Here is a 19,733-nt window from a genome sequence, read left to right as displayed (position 1 = left end):
AAGCGTCTGGAAAGGGAAGGAAGTGTGCGACAGACCGTAAGATACCCGATCTTAACCTTCGTCCCCCAGCGCGGCCAACAATTCGGCCTGATGCTCGGCTGCCAAGGCGCCGGTCAGGTCGTTCAGGTCACCGTCCATGATGAAGTCGAGCTTGTACAGCGTGAGGTTGATGCGGTGATCGGTCATGCGGCCCTGCGGAAAATTGTAGGTGCGGATGCGCTCGCTGCGGTCGCCCGAGCCGATCAGCGATTTGCGGGTGGCGGCTTCCTTGCTTTGCTGTTCGCGCACCTGCGCATCCTTGATGCGCGCGGCCAGCACCTTCAGGGCCTGCGCCTTGTTCTTGTGCTGGCTGCGGTCATCCTGGCACTCGACCACGATGCCGGTGGGCAGGTGGGTGATGCGCACCGCCGAGTCGGTCTTGTTGATGTGCTGTCCGCCGGCGCCGGACGCGCGATAGGTGTCGATGCGCAGGTCGGCCGGGTTGATGTCGACATCGCTGACTTCGTCGACCTCCGGCATGATCGCCACGGTACAGGCCGAGGTGTGAATGCGCCCCTGGGTTTCGGTGGCCGGCACGCGCTGCACGCGATGGCCACCCGATTCGAACTTCAGGCGCGAGTACGCGCCGGCGCCAATGACTCGCACGATTACCTCGCGGTAGCCGCCCAGGTCGGAGGCCGATTCCGACACCATCTCGACCTGCCACCGATTGCGTTCGGCATAGCGTGAATACATCCGCAGCAGGTCGCCGGCAAACAGCGCCGATTCATCGCCGCCGGTGCCGGCGCGGATTTCAAGGAAGATATTGCGCTCGTCGTTCGGGTCCTTCGGCAGCAGCATGGTTTGCAGGTCGGCTTCGATTTGCGTGATGCGATTCTTGGCAGCGCTGATTTCATCCTGGGCGAGGTCCTTCATCTCGGGGTCGGCCACCATCTCCTGGGCCGAGGCGATGTCGGCCTCGGCGCTCTTGAAGGCGCCATACAGCGCCACCAGCGGGCCGAGTTCGGCATGTTCGCGGGTCAGCTTGCGGTAGTTGTCCATATCGGAGGTGATGTCCTGCTGGGTCAGCAGATCATTTAACTCGGCGAGCCGGTCGGCCAACTGATCGAGTTTGGCCAGCATTGAAGGTTTCATCAGATTTACTCCGAAATGCCTCGCCTCTTAGTGCGAGGCGTGAAATAGGACGGGAACAGATAGGTTGCTGGGCCCAGGCTAACAACACTGTATATAATTACAGTATGATTTTGGTCTATCGATATCGGGTGAAATCTCTGAACGGTTTGCTGAACAAGCAAAGCCGAGCGTGCAATTTCGTTTGGAATTACTGCAACGATCGGCAGAAAGACGCCTTGCGCTTTGACCGGCGATGGCATACCGGATTTGACCTGAACAAACTGACGCAAGGCAGCAGCAAGGAGCTTTGTCTGCACTCGGGTACAGTCAACGCCGTCTGCGAGCAATACGCGAAATCGAGGTCGCAGAAAAACCGACCGTACTTGCGCTATCGCGGCACGAAGAATCTTGGATGGGTTCCATTGAAGGGGCGCGAGCTGAAACGAGAAGGGGATGCTTTCCGGTTTGCCGACAACACGTTTCGCGTGTTCAACAGCCGTCCCCTGCCTGAAGGAAAAATCAGGGATGGGACGAACTTCTCTCAAGACGCGCGTGGCAATTGGTTTCTGAACATCGTCATTGAGGTTGCTGTCGATGTAACTGTTCGCCAGCCAATTCGCGGGGTCGGTATCGACCTTGGCTTGACGGACTTCGCTACGCTCTCCACCGGCGAGAAAATCAAAACACAACGCATCTATCGTGGCACGGAGAAGGCGCTGGCGATCGCCCAGCGGGCCGGGAAGACGCGGCGCGTTAAGGCAATTCATGCCAAGACGAGAAACCGTCGTCATGATTTGCATCACAAGCTGTCGGAACGCATCGTTCGGGAGTTTGACTATATCGCGGTCGGCAATGTGAATGCCGCCGGGCTCGCCAAGACCACGATGGCGAAGTCGGTACTCGATGCAGGTTGGTCGTCGTTCAGAAAAATACTGGCGTACAAGGCTGTTAAGCATGGCGCGTGGTACGAAGAAGTGAACGAAAAGTTTTCTTCCCAAGTTTGCTCGGATTGCGGCGCACTGCCCGATTCGCGGCCGAAAGGTATCGCAGACCTTGGAATAAGGAATTGGAAATGTTCGGAATGTGGCTGTTTGCATGATCGTGATGTGAATGCCGCTAAAAATATTCTGAAAAAATTCAATCCCCCTGTCGGACATGACAGGCTAGTTGTAGGAATTCCCGCCTTTTAGGGCGGTAAGGATGTCAAGACGGGGTCCAGGTAATTCGGGGAAAGGTGCGCGTGCGCGCCGTGACAAAGCGAAGCAGGGTCGCTAGCGGCGGGTGCGGAACAGTTGTGGCAGCAAAACGGCAAGGCGCGCGCGTTCGTCGCCTTCGGCATGATTGAGCGCCTGTTGCGGGCCATGCAGGAATTTGGCGGTCAGGCCGCGCGACAGCGCTTCCAGTACCACCTCGATGGATTCGCCCCTGGCCAGCAGTTTGCGCGCCCGTTCTAGTTCGAACAGCCGCATTGCTTCGCTGCTGTCATGCAGGTCCTGAATGATCGGTACGACGGCGCGGTGATCGATCCAGTGCAGGAACGACTGCACCCGGGTTTCGATGATGGCTTCGGCCTGGGCCACCGCCGCCTGGCGGTTTTCCATGCCGGTTTGCACCACCACGCCGAGATCGTCGACGGTGTACAGAAAGACGTCGTTGAGGCGCGCCACTTCATGTTCGATGTCGCGCGGCACGGCCAGGTCGACCATGAACATCGGCTTGTGCCGGCGCGCCTTGACGGCGCGTTCGACCAGCCCGAGTCCGATGATCGGCAGCGTCGAGGCGGTGCAGGAAATCACGATGTCGAAGGAGGCCAGCTGCGCCGGCAGTTCGGCCAGCCGGATGGCGCGGCCATTGAAGCGGTGTGCCAGGGCTTCGCCACGCTCCATGGTGCGATTGGCGACGGTGATGGATTTCGGGTTTTGTGCCGCGAAGTGGGTGGCGCACAGTTCGATCATTTCGCCGGCGCCAATGAACAGCACATGCTGCTCGGCCAGGCTGTCGAAAATCCGCTGCGACAGGCGCACCGCGGAAGCCGCCATCGAGACGCTGTGCGCGCCGATTTCGGTCGTGCTGCGCACTTCCTTGGCGACCGCAAACGTGCGCTGGAACAGCTGATGCAGATAGGTGCCCAGACCGCCGGCGGCCTCCGCCTGGCGCACGGCATCTTTCATCTGGCCAAGGATCTGCGGTTCGCCCAGCACCATCGAATCGAGTCCGGAAGCCACCCGAAAGGCATGCCGCACCGCGTCGCCCTGCGGCAACGCGTACAGATACGGGCGCAGATCGCCGTACGGCAGGTTGTGATAGCTGGCGAGGAAGTGTGCGGTCGAATCGAGCACCGCATCGGCGCCGCCCGGCAGGTCGCTGGCGGCATACACTTCGGTGCGGTTGCAGGTGGACAGGATGGCGGCTTCGTCGCCGATGCGCGAGGTGCCGTCGTTGCCGAACCAGACACGCGCAGCCTGCACCGCCTGGCCGATCTGGTCGGCCGGAAAGGCGACTTTCTCGCGCAGCGAGAGCGGGGCGGTGTTGTGGTTCAGGCCGAGGGCGAGCAGCTGCATTATGGGGAAGGCCAAAGGACTATTTCAGGCAATCATTATAACCGGTCAGGTCACCGCCACGACGACTCAGCCAGGATCGACCAGCGCTGGCAACACCACGGTGAAGGTGGTGCCGATGCCAAGGCGGCTGGCAAAGGAGATGTCGCCCTGGTGACGCTCAATGACCGTTTTGACAAACACCAGGCCGAGTCCGATGCCGTCGTGGCGCGGCTGGTTGGGCACGTCGACACGGGCAAAGCGGCGGAACAGCTTGATCTGGTCGGCTGCCGCAATCCCGTAGCCCTGGTCGGTGATGCTGCAAACCACCTGGTCGCCGGCCAGGCCGTGACGCGGTGACAGTGCGCAGACAATCAGGCTGCCGGACGGACTGTAATTGATGGCATTCGACAACAGATTGGTGAGCGCGCGCGTCATCAGGCTGCGGTCAACCCGCACCAGAAACACTTCGGCCGCCATTTCGGCGCGGATATCGATTTTCTTGCTGGTTGCCAGACTCCACATTTCGTCAATCGCGTCGAGCACCATGTCGTGAAAGTCGACGTCCTCGAAACGGTATTCGTGCGATTCGGCGCGCGCCAGTTGCACGAAATTGTCTGCCAGTCCCAGCGTCTTGCGGCTGGCGCGCTCGATTCGCGCAAATAGTTCGGCCTGTGGCAGCGCCGATGCGGCATTGGCCTGTAGTTCGAGCAGGGCCAGAATCGAGGCCTGCGGGGCGCGCATGTCGTGCGACAGGAAGCGCAAGGTTTCGTCGCGGCTGCGCTCGGCCGCCCGGATCGCGGAAATGTCGATGACACTGACGATCCAGCCGGTCAGCACGCCGTCCACGGAGCGACATGGCGCGCTGCGCACCAGCAATTCCATCCCGGCGTCATTGCGAAAGCCGACGCCGGCCGAAAAGGTGTCGGCGTGGGCCGGATCGAGCAGGTCCCACCAGTTGAATTGCGCCTCGATGGTGTGATCGAACACCTGTGGCATGGTTTGGTCGGGGGTCGTAAACAGGTAGGGCAGCAGTGCCCCGGTGATTTTCTTGAAGCCGACCCGGCTGAAATAATCGACCGCATGTTTGTTTGCCAGTAGTACATAGCCATCGACGGTGGTCACCAGCGTGGCGTCCGGCACGCTGTCGAGGCTGTCGGAGACGAAGCGGCGCAGATCGCGCACCCGCGACGCGGCGTTCTTCATCGCATTGATGCTGCGTTCCAGCACGTCGGCGCTGAACTCGCCGGTTTTCCGGGTTTCGGGCAGCAGATGCGGCTCGCTGTCGAGCCGCGAATATTCCTGATCGAGGTAGCCGATGGCCGCCTCCAGCCGGCGCCAGCTCCACAGCGGATACGCAATGATCAGTGCAATGCAGGGTGCGGCCGGCGCGATCCATAGCCCGAACCGAAACGCGATCAACGAAAAGAGGGCGCTGGCCAGGATCAATGCCGCGGTGGCAATCAGGGCCACGCGCGGCGAGAACAGGAAGTAGCACAACAGCGCAAGCATCACCGGGACGCTGCCAAACAGCGCGGCCTGCCACGGCCTGGCCGCGCTGATGGACTTGCCGTCGAGTAGTGCGGCCAGAATGTTGGCGTGGATCTCGACCCCCGCCATGCCGCCGCTTTGGCCGGACACTGGTGTCGGATAGGCATCGGCCATGCCCACGGCGGTCGCTCCGACCAGCACGTATTTGTCGGTGAAGAAACCGGGTGCGACTTCGCCGCGCAATACAGCCGCGTACGGCACCGTCGAAAAATGTCCGCTGCTGCCGGCATAGGGAATCAGGATGCGGCCGGTGCGCTGCCAGCCAACCGCAGGGGCAGCAGGCGCGGGCGCCGGCGCCGGCTGGAACAGTTTTTCGCCACCGAGCTTGAGCGCAAAATGGGGCCACAGTGGCAGCGTGTCGCCTTCATGCAGAAACACGCTGCGAATGACGCCGTCGCGATCGAGGTCCAGTCCGATATGCCCCATGCCGGCCGCCGCCACGGCCAGTGCGGGAATCGGCAGCGTGGCAGTTTGCCCCTGGCCCAGATTGTTCATGATCACCGGCATGACCACCGCGCCATTGCGCACCATGGCGGCTTGCAGCGCGAGGTCACCGACGCGCGGGGCTGGTTCGGCTTCGGCCATGATCACATCCAGCCCGACCGCGCGGGCCTTGGCGGCAGTCAGCCGGTCGAGCAATTGCGCGTGCAACTGGCGCGGCCATGGCCAGCGTCCCAGCAGGGAAAGGCTGTAATCGTCGATGGCGACGATGATGATGTCATTGCGGGCCGGGCGTCCCGAGCTGGCAATCAGCAGGTCGTACCAGGTCTGATCGATCCGCCCGAGCCCATTTTGCCAACCCAGCCCAGCCGCGACCGCCAGCATCATCAGCAACATCAAGGCCCACTCGCGCAGCGCAAAATGATTGCGCGAGGAAGGCCGTCGTGGCGTCAACTTCAGCGGCGCGACGCGGCTGGCCACGGGTCAGCGAGTCCGGCTGTTCTTGGCCATGATCGGGTTGCCGTCATTGAGCACCCATTGATCGGTGACGATGAGGGTTTGGGCGGGCGAGAACGGACCAAGGCTGCCGTCACTGCGACGAATCCGGACGCGCGCGAAGTAGGTTCCCAGTGGCGGACGCGGCAGTGCTGCTTCCGGCTTGAGGCTGTTGGCGCTGTACTGCAGTCGTTTGAAATCGGGGTCGCGCGCCAGTTCGATGGCGAAGCCGGGCGCCGCCACACTACGCCACTTGAGCAGGAACTGTTTGCCCTCGACACTCTCGACAAACGGCGCCGACGGCGTATCGGCAGTCGCGGTCACCGGCGCGCGGACATTGAGATTGACCGGCACGATGCGGGGAAACCCTTCCAGCCCGAGTACGTCGATCGCCGAGATGCGTGCGAAGTAGGTGCCGGCAGGAATGCCGTCAAGCTGGACAGTGTTGTCGTTCGAGCGGGCTTCGGCCAGCAGGTTTTGCAGTTCGGGATCGCTGGCGAGCTGTACGTGCCAGACCCGTGCGCCAGCCACCGGCGTCAACACGAAGCGCGCGCTCGAGCGTTCCTGTAGCCACGCTGCTTCGACCAGCTCCGGCGCAACCAGCAGCGCCACTGGCGCGCCGATGACGTTGCTGCCAACGATATTGCCGTGACCCGAGTGCAGCCGCACTGGAGTCGCTGATGCGATCGGAGTGACATCGACTGCGCCGGACAGCAATTCGGTGGCAGTGCTGCCGTTGGCCAGCAGCGCCACGCGGAAATGGGTGCCGCGCACGCCGGCAACCGCCAGCGGGGACCGAATCTCGAACCGCCCCATATTGCTTTCCAGCGGAGTGACGCGCGATTCGACAGAGCCGCGCAAGATGGTGATTTCGGTGCGCGGACTCTGGGTGTACCGCGCCACGCGCAGCCTGGCGAATTTGATGCGGCTGTTGGAAGGAATCGAAACGCGCGAGGCGTCCCACAGCGAAACCGTCAGAAAGCTGTTGCCGGCGGTTTCCAGCTGCGTTCCTTCCGGCACCCGGCTGCCGATTTTCAGGGCCAGCGCAGCCCCATCCGGACCGGTCGCGGTGACGGCCCCGAACAGCGCCACAACCTGCGCCTGGGCCGGATCATCGGCCAGCAAATTGGCCGGAATCCGAATTGGCGTACCAATGGGAAGGCTGGTGTCTTTGGTAACGTCGTTGATTTTTCCGAGCGCCACCCAGTTCGCGGTAGCGCTGGTCAGGCTGGTGGCGATCGACGACAGGGTGTCGCCGGCGTGGGTCGTGTAGGTGATGCCGGCCGGCATGACGACGATGCTCTCGGCTTCACCCGCGGCAAATGCGGCGTGCACCAATCCCAGCGCTGCAATAGCCGCCAGCAAACCGGTGCGAAGTCGATGGGCAATGGTCGAACACATACATTCTCTTTACTGCGACGAAAGGGTTAGGCGGTGATTTGTTCCAGCCGGTAACCGTAACTATAAACTGGTGCCAGCCGGAAACCGTTTTCTGGACGTAACTTTAACTTGGTTCGCACACGTGACACATGCGTATCCATGGTGCGCGATGGTATTTCGACATCACGCGACCAGACGGCTTCGAGGATGTAAGCCCGTGACAGCGGCCGGCCAAGGTTGCGAAACAGGAGCAGGGCCAGGTCAAATTCCTTCTGGGTCAGCTCGGCCTGTTCGCCATGGACGCTCAGGCGTCCGGTGCGCGGCTCGAAAATATACTGGCTGAACTGGATCTGCTCGATCGCATTCTGGGTGGGATAGGCCCGACGCAACAGCGCCTGCACCCGTGCCAGCAACTCACCGCGCCGAATCGGCTTGATCATGTAGTCGTCGGCGCCAGCCGCCAGGCCGGCGACGATGTCATCCTCGCCGGAGCGGCTGGTCATGAACAGCACCGGCAACGTCGCCGGCAGCTTGTCGCGTGCCCAGCGCAGGACTTCGGCGCCGCTCAGGTCAGGAACCTGCCAGTCAATGATCAGCATGTCGAAACTCTCGCGCCGCAATTGGTTGAGCATCTCCTTCCCACTCTGGAAGGCATGGCAGGTATGGCCGGACGCGGTCAAGACCTGGCAGACCAGATCGGTTTGGGTGCGGTCATCGTCGAGTACGGCAATTCTCATGATCAGGGGTCGCAGTTGCGTGGAGTGAATCGATGATCTCAATTTACCAAATTTTGTTAATTATCGGCATCATTTCGTTTTACTTTAACAATCGTTCACATCGCGAATTAACATTTTTTGCAATTCGCCTGTTGGAGTTGATTCAATGACAAATGTCGATGCCATTGGAGATTCGCCGGATTGCGCACCCGGCTTGAAACCTTTCAGTTAATCGCAACTGTTCGCCGGTGGAAATGAAACGGGACGAGATAATCGATTGATCTGAATCAGAGGGGGGGGCGCTCGCCGCATACTTTGTTGCACCCATTTAAAATGCTTATTTAACAATCTTTTGATTGCGCCTTTCGGCACATCTTTAATTTTAGAAAATATAAACCGTCAGCAGTCGCGCAAAGAGGCGCACACTCAGGCACTGCGAACCAGTCTGGCCGATCAAAGTCCGCTATGGGCGCTCGGTTTCCCCCTTCCTCGTTGAGCAGCTAACGTCCAATAAAAAGCCGGATCGTCGCGTTGCGTCGGCTTGCACTGCCATTATCGAATCAATCTCCATCGACTTTCATAGTTGCGCCAACGATGCGCGATCCGAGTGCTGCAAATAATTTATTATTCTTTGGTTACACCATGATGTATCCTGTTGGTAGTTTACATACGTCAGATTTTCAAGCCGCAGATCGAGTCGGCGACGGCCTCAAATCAGATAAGCCGCAACCATTCGCAAGAGAGACGATTCGAGTCAGTTTTTTTCGATGACCTGCCACTATCTTTGGAATAGCTCAATATGAAAACATCTTCCGAGCGCACTGCTTTCAGCACGCGCTTGCAACAAGCCCTTCGAAATGCCAATCACGCAGCAAATCATCCGACCTACTTGTCGCGCGAGTTTAACTTCCGGTTCTCCGGTAGTCCGATTACCGTGCACGCGGCACGCAAATGGCTGGTGGGTGAATCGATTCCAACGCAGGACAAGCTGCGCGCGCTGGCCAATTGGCTCAATGTCACTGCGGAATGGCTGCGTTTTGGCGGGCCGGAAGAAAACGCCGCAACTGCCGCTCTGCAGGCGCGCGACAGCCCTGAATCCGCGCAAAGCAAGCTGATTGCCGATTTCATGGATCTGGACGAGCATCATCGCCAGATTGTCCAGGACTTCATCAGGATGCTGGCCCAGAAGGGTCGCCATGCAGGTTCTGCTCCGTCACCCGAGCGGGCGCCACGCGTCGTCAAGCTCAAGATCAAGCAAACCTGACGCAACCTGTTTCACCCATGCCGGCCGGCGCGCCAGCATGGGGCGGACAATAGTCAACGGGAATGAGCCCGGTCGTCGAGACTGTCGCCGCCGCTGGCACGTGCCAGTGGCTCCAGGGCCATCCCGAATTTTCCGGCAAACTCCTGCGCGCCTGATCCTGGCGCATAAAAAAACGGTTACCAGCGAATGCGGGTAACCGTTTTTTTGGCTGCAATTTGTTGTGGCCCCGGGCGAAAACGAGCCGCCGCGACAACGATTTCATTTTTTGCGTGAGCCAGGTTGTTCTGCCAGCCACCAGCGTAGCCGGTTTCGCTACCGATTCAGCACAGCGGCAGGGTTGCTGGCGCATCGAAATTCGGTCCCCCTGCCGTATGTGTTCAGCCACCATCCTGCCCAACGCCCCTGCACGCAAACTTTCCAACGCCATCAGCCCGGTGAATCAGGCGCGGATGCTGTAAAAAAGCACCGACATACCGCTAGCTACAGGCCGGGTGGGCAAACATTAATCTGCGTCAATCCAATGGATCGGCACGTGCGGATAATCAGTTGCTGGTTTGCTACGTAACGCTTGGGCGAAAGGCCTCTTATGTACACCTATGCAGTTAAGGTTCGCACCAAGACCTATCTATGGGGATCGAGCGGCGTCGCCAACGACCTCAACGTCCCACTGCTGCTAGTTATCCATAACGACCTGTGGGGTGATCCGATTAGCCTGGGTTCCGATGCGGGCGCCGGCCAGGCCAGCTTGGGCACGCTGCAACCGGGAGAGTGCTGGACAGTTCCGCTGTTTGGCTTGCGTGGCGTGCACGCCAGTTGCCAGGCTGACAGCACACTCAACTGCATGATTTTCACTTTACCCGGTTCGACCCTCGCGTAACAGAAAGAAAGGCGGCACCAAATGGCTACAGCGAAGGCAATAAGCCTGACCGTTCGTCCAACACAGTCGGCCGACCTCTGCTACCCAATCAGCGGCATCATCGAGTACCAGCCCGAAACGCTGCTGGGTCAAACCGTGAGCGCCTACGACCTGATTGCCCTGAAGAACAAACTGCATCCCGTGGTAGAACTTCCGGCCGCGTCGATCAAGATTCGCAACTTCGATTCTTTGAGCGGCAGCAAAAAAATTGTCAGCGGTATCGCAGCCACGCTGATACCACCTCCTATCGGGGACGGCCCTGGCGAAATTGAAAGCGATCTCGGACAGTCAGTGCTGTCGCGCCTTCGCGCCAAGGACATCGCGACCGGGTTGACGCAGGCTCTCGCATGGTACGGCCTCAAAAATAGTGCCGACCTGACAGGCGAGGCGGTTAAAAACAGGACCGAGCTGCTGGGCAATAACCCGGCCGACCCCAACTCGCTGCCATCGCTGCTGGGCAGCTTGTCACGCGTGCTAAAACGGCGGCACGACCTGCTTGCGGCGCTGTATGAGTCCAATGGAGTCGACGCCGTCACCAATTCCACCTCAAACAGTACTTCCTCATCGCAAACCACCGGTGGTCAAGCATTCAACACGGCATCGCAGTCTGAAACTACCTATGGCGGACAGGAATTCCATGCATACCCGGCGGACAATGCGGCGCGCTACCTGCGCGCCGAAATCTCGCTGCGCCAGGAACGCCTGGCCGCCTTCCGTCTCGTCAAGATGAACCTTGGCGAGAACGTTGAATACGCCAAGGCGATGACGGCGGCAGATATCAGAAAAATTCAGCTGGACTTCATCGACAGCTTCCTGGTGGCGCCATTTGACGGCGTGGTGACGGCGGTGTTTCGCAATATCGGCGAATTTGTGACCGCGGGACAGCCAGTTTTGCGGCTGGAAAACGACAAGACCGTCTACCTGATCGGCCAGATCAAATGCCGCAGTCTGATACGCGTGGGTTACACGGCGCACGTGACAACCACATTGTTTGGCGAGCCAGCCGGCACTCAAGTGCAGATAGATGGCATCGTGTGTGCAATCCGTGGTCATGAGCCAATCGACGAACAATGGAACGTCATCATTCGTTGCAATAACACCGGGCCCGGCGGTTCGATTCTGCCCCTGAATTACAACTTTGATTTTGATAATACGGAAATCACGGTAGAGGCCTGAGGTGAGCTGGTTTGACTGGTTCGACGATATCTTCAGCGGCGCTTCCAGCAGTGACGGCGGAAGTGGGGGTGGCGGCGGAGGGGGCTCATTCGCCCACTTCGCTCTAGGCGAGTTTGCGGCGCAGGTTCCGTACATCGGTCCCTACCTTGGTTTCTACCTGGCTGGCCATGAAGACCTATCGGAACTGACCAACTTTCCTGAACCTGGTGAGCGTTCCAGTGCGGATTCGACAGGCACTGATCGCCTGGATCGGAATGAATTCGGCATCGACGACGGTGCCGACCATAACCTGCTGCGCAACCCAAACCTGCTGGCAGAGAACGCGGCGACGAAGGTGTCGGTGGAACCGTGGATGAACGCCCCGATCACCCCTGCCTGGGCTGGGCAGGAAATCATGATCGATACCGGCGCTCCGCCGCGCGCGCAGACGCAGCCGGCGCAAGCCCAGCCACCGCCGATCGACGAGGTGATTGTCCGCGGCGTTCGTCCGGATCGCAGCAAGGCGTCGCCACCAATTCAGCTGCCGAGTTCGTCCCATCGTGCGCCGTATCGGCCGTCCGAAAGCCGGCCGGAGCGCCAGGGACCGCCGCGCACGGAGACCAAGGCGCCGGAAGCGCAGTGGACACAGGAAATCTTTATCAGCGCGGAGCCCTCTCCGTTTGACCGCGAGGAATCGGATCCGGAAGCCTTGGCCCGGGCGGAAGGGCGCGGCCGCATCGAGTGGGGCGACCTTGTGCAGCTGGGACGGGGCGGGGTGAACGGCTTGATTTCGGCTGGACAGCAGCTTGCGCGAATAGGGCTGTACGGCGCGGCAGGACAGGGGCTGGGACCAATCCAGTCGCCTTACGCAGAAGAAGTCATCCGTTCGGTCGACAAGTACCGGCTGTCGATCGATCCCCGCTACGGGGGCGGCGGCATCATCGGCGAGCAGTTGGCCGAAAATCTCGCCTTCGAAGGATTGCCCCTGGCGCCGCAACTCGGAAAATTGGCAAGCAGAGCGCTGCGCAGTGAACATGTTGTGGCGCCGGTTTTCTGGTTCCTTGGCGCGGGTGGGATGGGTGGCAGCAGCCGCGCCAGCCGCGCACTTCGACTGGCGGCGCGCGACACTGGCCCCGCGAATCGCCTCGTTTCGATATCCGAGCGCGCGGCAGGATTCAGGTCGGTCAGCGACCCGTCGAAAACCTATGTGCATCTGGGCGATACGCCGGCGCGCACTGACCAGGCTTGGGGGCGATATCAGACAGAGATTACAGGGTCGTCAACGGAATCGGTGATTGGCATCGTTGATAAAAATGGCAATCTGGTAGGCACGCGACAACTCGACACCAGCTTGACAGGGCTCGAGGGAAAAGTCCCCGAAGCCAAGTACGGCAATATGGGGCAGCTTTACAACCCGGAACGCTACGAACACTTTGTCGGGCAATCCCAATTCCTGATCGATTTCGCAAGAAGTTCGGGACGACCCGGGGTGGAATACCGCGTGTCGAGCCAGCTCGGGACGGCGCGACTATATGCCGTATTTACTTACCTGCATCCAGAACAACTGCGGTCAGGATTTCTCACCGTTGGTTGGTTCCCCATCTTCTGAGCAAGGGAAGTTTGAGTCGTCGCGCTGATATCGCCACGTGCACTGCGAGCGAATTGGCACAATCCCGAATAACAGTGACCCCATCCGCAAGAAGTTATTTCCTGGCTTGCACATCCCTGCAAATCCCACATTGCCACTACGCCGAAGCCGGAAAGCAAAAAGCCCAACCGGAAGGCTGGGCTAAGTGTTTGATTCTATTGGTGGCCCGGGGCGGAATCGAACCACCGACACAAGGATTTTCAATCCCAGTAAAAACCCATTTATTGCCGTTGATTAACATAGCTAATTCTGTGTAATCCTATAAAAAACAATGAGTTAATAAAAATAAGTCCTTGTGTTGCGTTGATTAAAGTTGATTGATATACTCCAAGCTGGGTTACACAGCGGTTACACAGATTACACAGCGGGGTATTTCAGCGATGGCAAAGGTAAAATTCACGGCGGGCCGTGTTACTGACTTCCAATGCGAACAAGGTAAGAGGCAGTCGTTTTTATGGGACACTGCCGCGCCGGGTTTGGGACTTCGGGCTACCGTCACGTTCGATAGCAAGGAAAAAGACCGGAGCCGGGGGAAGTCGTACATATTCCAAGCCAAACTCAACGGGCAGGCAATGCGCATCACTATTGGCGCACCTGCAACGTGGACCATTGACCAAGCACAGGCCGAAGCCCGCCGCCTAAAAGTCATCATCGACAACGGCCAAGACCCGCGCCAAGTAAAAGCCGATGGACTGGAAGCAAAGCAGGCCGCCCGCAATGCCAAACAAGCCGAAAGGAACGCGATGCAAACCTTGCAAGTGCGTGAATCGGTGACATTGGGCGATTTATGGCCGGAATACGTCGCTGACCGTGCGCCGCAATGGTCCGACCTGCACCACAAAGACCACCTGCGCATCATCCAAGCCGGGGGCGTACAACGCACGCGAAGCCCGAAACTGACCGAGCCGGGGCCGCTTGCGTCACTGGCCGGTGTGCGCCTAGTTGACCTGACGATGGAACGTATCGAGGCATGGGCCAAACTGGAAGCCAAAAAGCGTCCGACACGCGCTCGCCTTGCCTTGCGATTGCTGAAGGCGTGTTTATTCTGGTGTGCTGCGCATCCGGTCTATGCCGGAATCAGCAAGGCCAATGCCGCACAAAGCAAAAAGGCCCGCGAAAGTCTGGGCAAATCCAAGGTGAAAAACGACGTGCTGCAACGTGAGCAGGTCGCCGCATGGTTCGCAGTCGTGCGCCAAATCGCAAACCCGGTTATCAGTGCCTACCTTCAATGCCTGCTGCTGACTGGCGCACGCCGCGAAGAATTGGCAACACTGAAATGGGAAGACATAGATTTTCAATGGAACAGCCTGAAACTGAATGACAAAGTGGAAGACTTCCGCATGGTACCGATGACTCCGTATGTGGCGCATCTTCTGGCCGCCCTGCCGCGCCGCAGCGAGTGGGCATTTTCAAGCCCCACCGCCGCATCTGGCCGCCTAACTGAGCCAAGCATAGCCCACCGCAAGGCGTGTGCCGTTGCTGGCTTGGACGTGTCATTGCATGGCCTGCGCCGGTCCTTTGCGAGTCTGTGCGAATGGACGGAAACGCCCGCCGGTATCGCGGCACAAATCCAAGGACACGCCCCGCAAGGTGTACGCGAACAGAATTACATCCGCCGACCGCTCGACCTGCTACGCATGTGGCACGTCAAGATTGAGGCTTGGATATTGGAGCAGGCCGGGGTTTCATTCATGCCAATGGAACCCGGATTGCGCGCTGTAAAGTGAAGTGCCTTGCATCTCTCAATCTGTAACGTATAATCCACAATATGCCATGTATCAAATTACCGACTATCTGACCGAGGAGGGGCGCGACCCCTTCAAAGACTGGCTTGCAAGCCTGAATGACCGGCAAGCGAGAGCGCGGGTTTTGGTGCGTGTGCAGCGTATGGCCGCCGGTAATTTGGGCGATTGTAAGCCTTTGAATGATGGCGTTTGGGAATTGCGCATCGACTATGGGCCGGGCTATCGCGTGTATTACGCCCGCACCGGTGAAAAGCTGATGTTACTGCTTATCGGTGGCGACAAGCGCAAGCAACAGGCCGACATTGATACAGCCGTGGCCTATTTGAAAGACTGGAACAGGAGAACTCACAATGATTAAAGCAAGCCGACCGCACGATGATGCAGTCGTGGAACTGCTGCGCGATGACCCATCCTTTGCGGATGAATACCTTGCTGCTGCGATGGAGGAGGCCGACCAAGCCGGGGGCCGTGAAGCGCTGTTAGCCGCTTTGCGCCATGTGGCTGAAGCGCAAGGGATGGCCGCCGTTGCTGAGCGAGCTGGCATTCCCCGCGAGAGCTTATACCGTGCGCTATCCCCAACAGGAAACCCAACTATCAAAACTCTGCTGGCTGTGCTGGATGCTGCTGGTTTGAAATTGGGTGTGCGCCGTACCGTGACCGCGTAACAGTTCAAAGCGCCAGACTATCCCGACGGGGAGAAAAGCGGGTTCCTTCGCCTGCCTGTCTGGTGCCCTATTCAATGAAGGCGTTTGAAGGAACGTATGAAAAACACCATCGTTTTACCAACTGGACAAGCCCGCATATCCGTTGGTGCCGCCTTAAAGGAAATCGTTAATGTCGCCAAGTTCCCGCCTGCCGTCAGTATCTTTGTGGAGATATTCACTGACAGCGACGGTAACGAATCTTCACCTGATGATGCTCAAGTACGGTGCGAACAAACGGACGGGAGAAGGCTTGCAACGCACAAGGTCAAAGCAACATTTTTGTCGTTCTGCGAATCGACCGGCACTAAGCCGCGCAACCCATACGCGCCGTGGGTTTTTGACTACGCAGCCTTCAGATGGACGCCATCTCTGCATAACAGCGGTTTTGCAGGACGGCGCCGCGCGCCGTAGTAGCCCGAACGGCTCACCGCCAGGACGCGGCAACTGTGCTCAATTGGAATGGCCTTCTTTTGCAATTGGTCGATGAGCTGGTAGCTCATTTCATTTCCCGGGCAAAGAAGGCCGACGCATTTTTTAAGATGGTCACGTCCATGCGCAGTTGTCGGTTCTCCTGCTCCAACTGACGGATGCGCTGCTGTTCCACCGTCAGCGGATTGCCGATTCCTCGCTGCCCGCTTTGCTCCGCTTCATACTGCTTGAGCCAGCGTCGGATCGCCGTCTCGCCGATATCCATGCTGTGGCTGACCTGTGTCGTGCTCAGACCCTGTTCTTTGATCATGCGTACGACTTCCAGCTTCAGGCTGATGTCGAAATGTCTGCGTTGCTTTGTCATTTGCTTTTCCTCTGATGGTGAATTTTCCACCTATCGAGGTGTCCGTGCAAATTAGACCACTACATAGATACCGCGTGCGCTGCCTTCCACCTGACGCGGCAACCGCAAACAATGCGCGCTTGGGCTTGCCTTGAAAATGGTCCTATACGCCCGACCCGCATCAATGGCCGCTTGTCGTGGTCAGTAGCCGATATTAAGCGCCTGCTGAACGGGGGGCAATAATGAAAAAGTCCGACCGCCGCCAAGCTAAACCGGACCTTTTCGAGACTGCCGAAACTGTCCCTAATTCTACTACGCCCGTTAAATTTAGCGGCACTGATAACCCGCGTCACCTTCGCGCCATACATGCCTTGCTAGTGCGACCTGTACCGCGTGAGCAATTGGACCGTGTAGCAGGTTGCAGCAATGGCCCTGACTTAATTGCCGCATTGCGTGATATGGGACTAGGCAAAGATGGATTACCTTGCACAAAAGTTCCCGACCGCGACCGCGACGGCTTCGCAATTCGCCGTGGTGTGTATTCATTGTCTGAGGCTGGCCGCCGCGCCGTCAATGTATGGCTGCGCAAGCGCACAAAGGGGGTCAAATGATGACCGCCGCACAAGCCGCCAAAGATGTGGCGACCGACGTTTATAACCTTGGCCGCAGCGATGCCCGCGAATGGATCAAAAATCCGTACAGCAAGCCGCTGGCCTGCCTCCGTCTTGAATATCAGGACACGGTAGTGGACGCCTGCGAATGGGGCACAGTGAACGCATCAAGCCCGCACGTTACTGTGGCTGGCCTCATGGAAATGCTCGCAATTTATGGCGCGGGTGTTGATAGCCCTGACGTGCTGGGACAGTTGAAGGATGGCCGATTGCTTGGCGTGGAAGTCAAAGCCGAGAAAGGACGATTACGACCGGAGCAAGCCGTTTTCCTTGAACGCATTCGGTCTGCTGGTGGTGTCGCATTCATGGCGAGGGATTGCCGGGATGTTTTTAGAGAACTTGATATAGCAGGGGGTAAGCATGACTGAACAGAAAAAGCGTGGCCGGTGGTCTGCTGGCGAAAGTGGAAACCCAAAGGGGCGAACGCCTGGCACGGGTGAGGTGGGAAGGCTGCGCGCTGCTATATCCGTGCACCTGCCGGAGATTATCGAGCAATTGGTTAGCAAGGCCAGAGACGGCGATTCACAGGCCGCCCGCCTGCTGCTGGAGCGTGTATTGCCGCCGATGAAGGCAATTGAATCTATGGTGACGCTCGACTTGCCTGTTGGCGCTGGATTGACTGAGCAGGGACAAGCCATCGTGCAAGCCGTGGCCGCTGGCACACTCGCGCCCGGTCAAGGTGCTGCACTGCTGTCTGGATTGGGCAGTGTGGCGAAACTGAAAGAGATTGATGAACTAAGCGCCCGCATCACGGCACTGGAAAATAAATAATGAGCCTGAAAAGCAGAGTTGAGAGACTAGAAGCCGCCGCGCCTCCCAGTGCTGGGCACTACTGCCTAGTGGTGCACGGTGACGACTGCCAAGCATCCAAGGATGAAGCCGTGACGAGGTTTGTGGCGATGCATGGATATGCGCCGCAGAACTTTATCAACGTCATTACCATTTGCACCGAAACAAAACGGGCAATTTGCGGATGTGATGGTGACCGTGGTAAAGACCCGTTGAAGCTCGCGTCGATTTGAAAAACAATCAAGGTAAATCAAACCCGCCATGCGCGGGTTTTTTCATGCCGACTTTGCAGAACTACGCCTGATTTATGAAATCGGGTTACACAGCGGTTACACAACGCGACTAATGAACCGGACAAGAAAAAAGGGCTACAAGCATAAGCGTGTAACCCTCTGATTTTACTGCTGTTTCTTGGTGGCCCGGGGCGGAATCGAACCACCGACACAAGGATTTTCAATCCTCTGCTCTACCGACTGAGCTACCAGGCCAAGGCGCGCAAGTATAGCAAAGCTGGCGGATATTGCAAGATGCATCGGCGATGAAATATCGATTCCCCGGCTATAATCGGTCCAACGCGGTTCGCGCCCCCCATTTTTTCTGTGATTGAGTGACATGCACACTGATGTTTGCGTTATCGGCAACGGTGCAATCGGCAAAACCGTGGCCCTCGGATTGGCGCAAGCCGGCCACCGCGTTTCGCTGTTGTGCCAGGCGCCATCGTCAGCCAAGGTTGAATCCGCCTCGGCCCAGTGGGATTTGCGGGTCTATGCCCTCAACACGATCGCGCGTAACTTGCTGACGTCCCTGAAAGTCTGGGATGCGCTGGACGCCTCGCGGGTCGCACCGGTCACTGGCATGGTGGTCAATGGCGACGGCGCGCGCGGCGGCAAGCTGGAGTTTGATGCCTACGGCGCGCATGCGGAGGCATTGGCGTGGATCGTCGAAGACAGAAATCTGAATCAGGCGCTTGATGCGGCATTGCGGTTTGCTTCCAACGTGACGCTGGTAAGCGGACGGGCGGTGCGCCTGGGCGCCGACGGGCAGCAAGCCCTGGTTGAGCTGGAGGGCGGCGACAGTCTGACCGCCAGCCTGGTGGTTGGTGCCGATGGGGCCCACTCCTGGGTGCGCAATCAATGCGATATTGGCATCGATTACCGTCCTTATGATCAGCGCGCGGTAGTCAGTAACTTTAGCTGCGAGCTGCCGCACCAGGGCCAGGCCTTTCAGTGGTTCACCGCAAGCGAGGGCATTGTCGCGCTGCTGCCGTTGCCGGGCAATCGTATCTCGCTGGTCTGGTCGGCGCCGGAATTGCTGGCGACGACACTGATGCAGGAAACCGCCGGGCAGCTGGCGGCCCGCTTGAGCGCATTGCCAGGCCAGCCGTTCGGCCAGTTGCAACCGTTGCTGCCGGAAGCGAAGCAAGCGATCCCGCTGGCCTTGATTCGCGCCCATCAATTGGTCGGACCACGCGTTGCGCTGGTCGGCGATGCCGCGCATGCGGTGCACCCACTGGCTGGACATGGCATGAACCTGGGATTCTCGGATGTGGTTGCATTGCTGGACACGCTGGCCGACGAGGCTGCCCGGCGCGACTGCGGCGATGCCCGCGTGCTGGCGCGCTACGCCCGTGCGCGCGCGGAGGACGTGCTGCTGATGCAGCTGGCAACCGATGGCCTGGAGCGCCTCTTCAACGCGCAGTTCGAGCCGCTGCGGATCGTCCGCAATCTCGGCCTGAATCTGCTGAATCAATTCCCCCAAATTAAACGTCGCCTGATGGCGCATGCCTCAGGAAGCCGGCATTGACGCACGATGCCTTTCACCTTTTTGTAATTGGAC

20 protein-coding genes and 2 tRNA genes are annotated in these 19,733 nt (G+C 58.9%); 14 read left to right on the top strand and 8 right to left on the bottom strand.

All coding sequences use genetic code 11. From position 1 onward, the window contains the following. Positions 1 to 51: 51 nt before the first annotated feature. Positions 52 to 1,134 carry a peptide chain release factor 1 gene (gene prfA / locus RCH09_RS16775; protein WP_326942283.1) on the bottom strand — a complete coding sequence of 361 codons (1,083 nt, stop codon included), beginning with the start codon at positions 1,132 to 1,134 and terminating at the stop codon, positions 52 to 54. A 104-nt stretch (positions 1,135 to 1,238) separates the two neighbouring features. On the opposite strand from prfA, the gene RCH09_RS16770 reads away from it, so the two are divergent. After that, positions 1,239 to 2,303 carry an RNA-guided endonuclease InsQ/TnpB family protein gene (locus tag RCH09_RS16770; protein ID WP_326942282.1) on the top strand — a complete coding sequence of 355 codons (1,065 nt, stop codon included), beginning with the start codon at positions 1,239 to 1,241 and terminating at the stop codon, positions 2,301 to 2,303. Between the two features lie 81 nt (positions 2,304 to 2,384). Here the strand turns inward: RCH09_RS16770 and hemA are convergent, their stop codons facing one another. The 4 genes from hemA to RCH09_RS16750 all read right to left on the bottom strand — a co-directional run bounded on the left by hemA (position 2,385) and on the right by RCH09_RS16750 (position 8,254). After that, positions 2,385 to 3,674, bottom strand: a complete 1,290-nt coding sequence (hemA, locus tag RCH09_RS16765; RefSeq protein WP_326942281.1) for a glutamyl-tRNA reductase — start codon at positions 3,672 to 3,674, stop codon at positions 2,385 to 2,387. Between the two features lie 66 nt (positions 3,675 to 3,740). After that, positions 3,741 to 6,122: a CHASE2 domain-containing protein gene (locus tag RCH09_RS16760; RefSeq protein WP_326942280.1), complete on the bottom strand. Its 2,382-nt coding sequence runs from the start codon at positions 6,120 to 6,122 to the stop codon at positions 3,741 to 3,743. A 3-nt stretch (positions 6,123 to 6,125) separates the two neighbouring features. Further along, entirely contained in the window at positions 6,126 to 7,538 is a 1,413-nt protein-coding gene (locus tag RCH09_RS16755) for a FecR family protein (protein ID WP_326942279.1), read from the bottom strand. A gap of 26 nt (positions 7,539 to 7,564) precedes the next feature. Continuing rightward, positions 7,565 to 8,254, bottom strand: a complete 690-nt coding sequence (locus RCH09_RS16750; RefSeq protein WP_326942278.1) for a response regulator transcription factor — start codon at positions 8,252 to 8,254, stop codon at positions 7,565 to 7,567. Between the two features lie 778 nt (positions 8,255 to 9,032). Between RCH09_RS16750 and RCH09_RS16745 the strand changes: the two genes are divergently transcribed. From RCH09_RS16745 to RCH09_RS16730, 4 genes are all read left to right on the top strand, one after another. Beyond that, on the top strand, positions 9,033 to 9,497 hold the full coding sequence (locus RCH09_RS16745) for a hypothetical protein (protein ID WP_326942277.1): 465 nt from the start codon (positions 9,033 to 9,035) through the stop codon (positions 9,495 to 9,497). A gap of 586 nt (positions 9,498 to 10,083) precedes the next feature. Continuing rightward, positions 10,084 to 10,374 carry a hypothetical protein gene (locus RCH09_RS16740; protein WP_326942276.1) on the top strand — a complete coding sequence of 97 codons (291 nt, stop codon included), beginning with the start codon at positions 10,084 to 10,086 and terminating at the stop codon, positions 10,372 to 10,374. A 21-nt stretch (positions 10,375 to 10,395) separates the two neighbouring features. Continuing rightward, positions 10,396 to 11,589, top strand: a complete 1,194-nt coding sequence (locus RCH09_RS16735) for an HlyD family efflux transporter periplasmic adaptor subunit (RefSeq protein ID WP_326942275.1) — start codon at positions 10,396 to 10,398, stop codon at positions 11,587 to 11,589. A gap of 1 nt (position 11,590) precedes the next feature. After that, positions 11,591 to 13,177 (top strand): hypothetical protein, encoded by a 1,587-nt coding sequence (locus tag RCH09_RS16730; RefSeq protein ID WP_326942274.1) that lies wholly within the window; start codon positions 11,591 to 11,593, stop codon positions 13,175 to 13,177. Between the two features lie 198 nt (positions 13,178 to 13,375). Here RCH09_RS16730 and RCH09_RS16725 read toward each other — a convergent pair. After that, positions 13,376 to 13,445: transfer RNA gene (locus RCH09_RS16725), tRNA-Ser, on the bottom strand. A 151-nt stretch (positions 13,446 to 13,596) separates the two neighbouring features. On the opposite strand from RCH09_RS16725, the gene RCH09_RS16720 reads away from it, so the two are divergent. The 4 genes from RCH09_RS16720 (at position 13,597) to RCH09_RS16705 (ending at position 16,076) form a co-directional block, all read left to right on the top strand. Then, the gene (locus RCH09_RS16720; protein WP_326942273.1) at positions 13,597 to 14,943 is read left to right on the top strand and encodes a tyrosine-type recombinase/integrase; all 1,347 of its coding nucleotides are present in this window, start codon (positions 13,597 to 13,599) and stop codon (positions 14,941 to 14,943) included. A 46-nt stretch (positions 14,944 to 14,989) separates the two neighbouring features. Beyond that, entirely contained in the window at positions 14,990 to 15,319 is a 330-nt protein-coding gene (locus tag RCH09_RS16715; protein WP_326942272.1) for a type II toxin-antitoxin system RelE/ParE family toxin, read from the top strand. After that, positions 15,312 to 15,626, top strand: a complete 315-nt coding sequence (locus RCH09_RS16710; RefSeq protein WP_326942271.1) for an addiction module antidote protein — start codon at positions 15,312 to 15,314, stop codon at positions 15,624 to 15,626. Before RCH09_RS16715 ends, RCH09_RS16710 begins: the two co-directional genes overlap by 8 nt. Before the next feature lie 96 nt (positions 15,627 to 15,722). After that, a complete protein-coding gene (locus RCH09_RS16705) occupies positions 15,723 to 16,076 on the top strand; it encodes a hypothetical protein (RefSeq protein WP_326942270.1) in 354 nt (117 codons plus the stop codon). Positions 16,077 to 16,161: 85 nt separating this feature from the next. Here the strand turns inward: RCH09_RS16705 and RCH09_RS16700 are convergent, their stop codons facing one another. After that, positions 16,162 to 16,458, bottom strand: coding sequence for a transposase (locus RCH09_RS16700; RefSeq protein WP_326942269.1), 297 nt, complete (start codon positions 16,456 to 16,458; stop codon positions 16,162 to 16,164). 221 nt (positions 16,459 to 16,679) lie between these two features. Here RCH09_RS16700 and RCH09_RS16695 point away from each other — a divergent pair, with 221 nt between their 5' ends. From RCH09_RS16695 to RCH09_RS16680, 4 genes are read left to right on the top strand one after another with little or no spacing between them, the layout of a single operon-like run. Beyond that, positions 16,680 to 17,048, top strand: coding sequence for a hypothetical protein (locus RCH09_RS16695; protein WP_326942268.1), 369 nt, complete (start codon positions 16,680 to 16,682; stop codon positions 17,046 to 17,048). Continuing rightward, complete coding sequence (locus tag RCH09_RS16690) at positions 17,048 to 17,476, top strand: VRR-NUC domain-containing protein (protein WP_326942267.1); 429 nt, start codon at positions 17,048 to 17,050, stop codon at positions 17,474 to 17,476. Before RCH09_RS16695 ends, RCH09_RS16690 begins: the two co-directional genes overlap by 1 nt. Further along, positions 17,469 to 17,879 (top strand): DUF5681 domain-containing protein, encoded by a 411-nt coding sequence (locus RCH09_RS16685; RefSeq protein WP_326942266.1) that lies wholly within the window; start codon positions 17,469 to 17,471, stop codon positions 17,877 to 17,879. Before RCH09_RS16690 ends, RCH09_RS16685 begins: the two co-directional genes overlap by 8 nt. Further along, positions 17,879 to 18,130 carry a hypothetical protein gene (locus tag RCH09_RS16680; protein WP_326942265.1) on the top strand — a complete coding sequence of 84 codons (252 nt, stop codon included), beginning with the start codon at positions 17,879 to 17,881 and terminating at the stop codon, positions 18,128 to 18,130. The genes RCH09_RS16685 and RCH09_RS16680 overlap by 1 nt, the downstream gene beginning before the upstream one ends. A 179-nt stretch (positions 18,131 to 18,309) precedes the next feature. Here the strand turns inward: RCH09_RS16680 and RCH09_RS16675 are convergent. Further along, positions 18,310 to 18,385: transfer RNA gene (locus RCH09_RS16675), tRNA-Phe, on the bottom strand. A gap of 124 nt (positions 18,386 to 18,509) precedes the next feature. Here RCH09_RS16675 and RCH09_RS16670 point away from each other — a divergent pair. After that, entirely contained in the window at positions 18,510 to 19,700 is a 1,191-nt protein-coding gene (locus RCH09_RS16670; protein ID WP_326942264.1) for an FAD-dependent monooxygenase, read from the top strand. Positions 19,701 to 19,733: the final 33 nt, after the last annotated feature.

Source organism: Actimicrobium sp. GrIS 1.19 (assembly GCF_035984655.1).
Classification (GTDB): Bacteria; Pseudomonadota; Gammaproteobacteria; order Burkholderiales; family Burkholderiaceae_D; genus Actimicrobium.
This window is presented reverse-complemented; position numbering and strand designations above follow the sequence as displayed.